At 70.4% G+C, this 3,318-nt stretch carries 3 protein-coding genes; 1 reads left to right on the forward strand and 2 read right to left on the reverse strand.

All coding sequences use genetic code 11. The features are described from left to right. Both L995_RS30125 and L995_RS30130 read right to left on the reverse strand, forming a co-directional pair. Window positions 1–1,295, reverse strand: a 1,295-nt coding sequence (locus tag L995_RS30125; protein ID WP_047475131.1) for an MFS transporter, incomplete at its 3' end; no start/stop codon positions are given. Beyond that, window positions 1,292–2,533, reverse strand: a complete 1,242-nt coding sequence (locus L995_RS30130; protein ID WP_047475129.1) for a multidrug effflux MFS transporter — start codon at window positions 2,531–2,533, stop codon at window positions 1,292–1,294. The genes L995_RS30125 and L995_RS30130, both read right to left, overlap by 4 nt. A 183-nt stretch (window positions 2,534–2,716) precedes the next feature. Here L995_RS30130 and L995_RS30135 point away from each other — a divergent pair. After that, the coding region (locus L995_RS30135) for an Lcl C-terminal domain-containing protein (protein WP_047475130.1) at window positions 2,717–3,318 on the forward strand (602 nt) is incomplete at its 3' end.

Consider the following 3,318-nt stretch of genomic DNA (forward strand, 5'->3'; position numbering starts at 1 on the left):
CCGCGTGCCAGCACCACGGCCCCCAGCGTCTGCCCCGTGAGCCGCGCCGAGCTCAGCATGCCGCCGGCCGCGCCGCTGCGTGCCAGCGGCGCCGAGGTCACGATGGTGTGGTTGTTGGGCGACTGGTACAGCGCAAAGCCGCTGCCCGCCAGCAGCATGCGCCAGACCATGTCCAGGGTCGAGGGCGCATCGGGCATGGCCGCCAGCGCCCACAGGCCGCAGGCGAACATGGCCATGCCGATGCCGCCCAGCAGCCCGTCCGCATAGCGGCCGATGAGCCGGCCCGCAATGGGCGCCGTCATCACCGTGGCCAGCGGCCAGGCCGTGATCAGCAGCCCGGCCTCGATGGGCGACATGCCGTGCGACTCCAGCAGCAGGAAAGGCAGGGCCAGGTAGGCCAGCATCTGCGCGCAAAAGGCGCTCACCGATCCGCACATGGACAGCGCGAACACCGGAATGCGCAGCAGGTCCACCGGCAGCAGCGGCGCAGGCAGGCGCCACTGGCGGCGCACATACCACAGCCCCACCAGCAGGCCCGCGCCCAGCAGCCACCAGCCCGAAGGCAGGGACGACTGGGCACCGCCGGCGCGCATGCCCAGCTGCTCGCCGCCCAGGAAGATCAGGCTGAACATGAGGATGTTGAGCAGCACATCCAGCGGCGACAGCCGCGCGCCCGCGTGTGCCGGCACCGCATTGGCCGGCAGCGCCCGGCGTCCCAGCCACAGCGTGAACAAGCCCAGCGGCAGGTTGGCCGCAAACAGCCAGGGCCAGCTGGCCACCGACAAAATGGCCGCCGCCACCGAAGGCCCGGCCATGGATGCCGTGGCCACCACCAGCGAATTGACGGCCATGCCCCGGCCCAGCAAGGCACGCGGATAGATCAGCCGCACCAGGGCGGCGTTGACGCTCATCACGCCCGCAGCGCCCAGGCCCTGCAGCGCACGCGCTGCCACCAGCGTGGGCAGCGACGTGGCCAGCATGGCCGCCAGCGAGGCCACGGAAAACACCAGCATGCCCACCAGGTACACACGTCGGTAGCCCAGGCGTTCGCCCAGGGCCGCCAGCGGCAGCAGCAGCACCAGGCTGGCAAGCTGGTAGGAATTGACCACCCACAGCGTATGGGCAGAGCTGGCCTGCAGCTCGCGCGCCATGGCCGGCAGTGCCAGATTGACCAGGGTGCTGTCCAGCACCGACAGCGTCAGCCCCAGGATGATGACCAGCATCGCCTGGCCGCGAGGGCCTGACGGAAGGCCATCGTGGACAGGCGCAGCCTCTGCCGCGGATGCCAGGTTCATGAATGGCCCTTTGTGCCCACGCGATGGGCACGCGCACCGCCCAGCGTGATCCAGGCCAGGGCCACGCCGATCAGCGCGCCCGTGGCCATGCCCACCACCATGGGCAGGGGCTTGCCCGTGGAGAACAGGCCCACGATCTGCATGGCCGCAGCGCCCGACAGCATCTGCAGAGTGCCCAGCAGCGCCGAGGCCGTGCCGGCAATGGCGCCGTGCTCCTCCAGCGCCAGCACCGAGGTCGTCGGAATCACCAGCCCCATCAGCGCGCTGGCCACGAAGTACAGGCCGATCAGCACGGCCAGCCGCTCACCGCCCAGCAGGTAGTACGACAGCAGCGACAGCATCACCAGGCCCGAGCCGGTGGCCGCCACCTTGACCACGCGCACCAGGCCGAAACGCTGGCCCAGCCAGCCCGTGAACTGCGCCGCGCCGATGAAGGCGATGGCGTTGAGCCCGAAGGCCAAGCTGTACTGGGTGGAGCTGAGCCCGTAGTAGTTGATCAGCACAAAGGGAGAGCCAGCCAGGTAGACGAAAAAGCCCGCCATGGCGCAGCCGCCGATGAAGACCAGGCCCAGGTAATGCCAGTCGCGCAGCAGCACGCCGTAGGCGCGCAGTGCGCCGGCCACGCTGCTGTCCAGACGCGCGGCGGCCCCGCGCGTTTCCTTCAGGCCCATGAACACGGCCGCCAGGCCGATCACGGCCGCCACGGCCACGGCCCAGAACACGCCGCGCCAGCTGCTGACGGCGATCACGCCGCTGCCGGCCAGCGGCGCCAGGATGGGAGAGACGCTGAACACCAGCATCAGCAGCGACATCATGCGGGCCGCCGCATGGCCGGTGTGCAGGTCGCGCACCACGGCGCGCGGCACGGCCATGCCGGCCGCCGCGCCCAGGCCCTGGATGAAGCGCAGCACCACCAGCGTCTCGATGCTGGTGGCCATGGCGCAGCCCACGCTGGCCAGCGCGAACACGGCCAGGCCGAAGTACAGCGGCGGCTTGCGCCCCACCATGTCCGAGACCGGCCCGTACAGCAGCTGGCCCACGCCCAGCGAGAGGAAGAAGGCCGTCAGGCTGGCCTGCACCGCGCCCACCTGGGCGCCCAGGCTGCTGCCGATCTGGGGCAGCGCGGGCAGGTACATGTCGATGGCAAACGGGCCGATGGCCGAGAGCAGGCCCAGGATCAGCACCAGGCGCAGCGTGTGGGAATCAGGGGAAGCGGGAGAAGAAGAGGGAGAAGGCATAGACGCAGACATAGACGCGCCATTGTGGCGGCAAGCGCTGCGGGCTGCAGGGCGGTGCTCACATTTCCTGGGCAGGCAGGCCGGCGCGTGCGGCGCTGGCGGCTTGCCGTGGCACAAGTTTGCGGGGCTGCAACCCTGTTACGCTCGGATACGAGATTGCCACCACAGCAGCATAGACACCCCATGCACTCATCCACGCCCCTCTTCCTGCCGACCCTCAACGCATTGCCAAGGCCCCTGCTCGCCGCCCTGCTGCTGGGCACGTGCATGCAGGACCCGGCCCATGCGGCGCCGCCGCAGGCCCGCGGTGACGCCAAGACCGGCGCCACTGCCATGCTGGAAGTGTCCGAAGACGGCCGCGACGTGATCGACCGCCGCGCCCGCCTGCTGTGGCCGCGCTGCGTGGAAGGCATGCACTGGAATGGCAAGACCTGCACGGGCCTGCCGGAGCTGTTCACGCACAAGCAGGCGCAGGCCCTGGCCGCCGAGCGGGCCAAGCAGGACGGCGTGCGCTGGCGCCTGCCGCGCGTCAACGAGATGCGCCGGCTGATCTCACGCGACATCCGGCCGCAAGGCCTGTCGCCCGAGCTGTTCCCGAGCGCACCGCGCGGCTGGCACTGGACGGGCACGGCAGCGGTGAACGCGCGGCCCGTCAATCCCTACAACTACAGCAACATCTCGGGCAGCGCCGGTACGCAGCTGTCGGCCCAGCAGGCCTGGGCGATTGACCTCGACAGCCTGGAGACGCGGCCCGACATGGGGCGCGGCAACCAGCTCATACGCGG

The organism is Delftia sp. ZNC0008, from assembly GCF_000799035.1.
Taxonomy (GTDB): Bacteria; Pseudomonadota; Gammaproteobacteria; order Burkholderiales; family Burkholderiaceae_C; genus Comamonas; species Comamonas tsuruhatensis.

Coding starts and splice junctions, on each gene's coding strand:
- L995_RS30130 (WP_047475129.1), bottom strand. CDS start 2,533: ATGCCTTCTCCCTCTTCTTCTCCCGCTTCCCCTGATTCCCACACGCTG.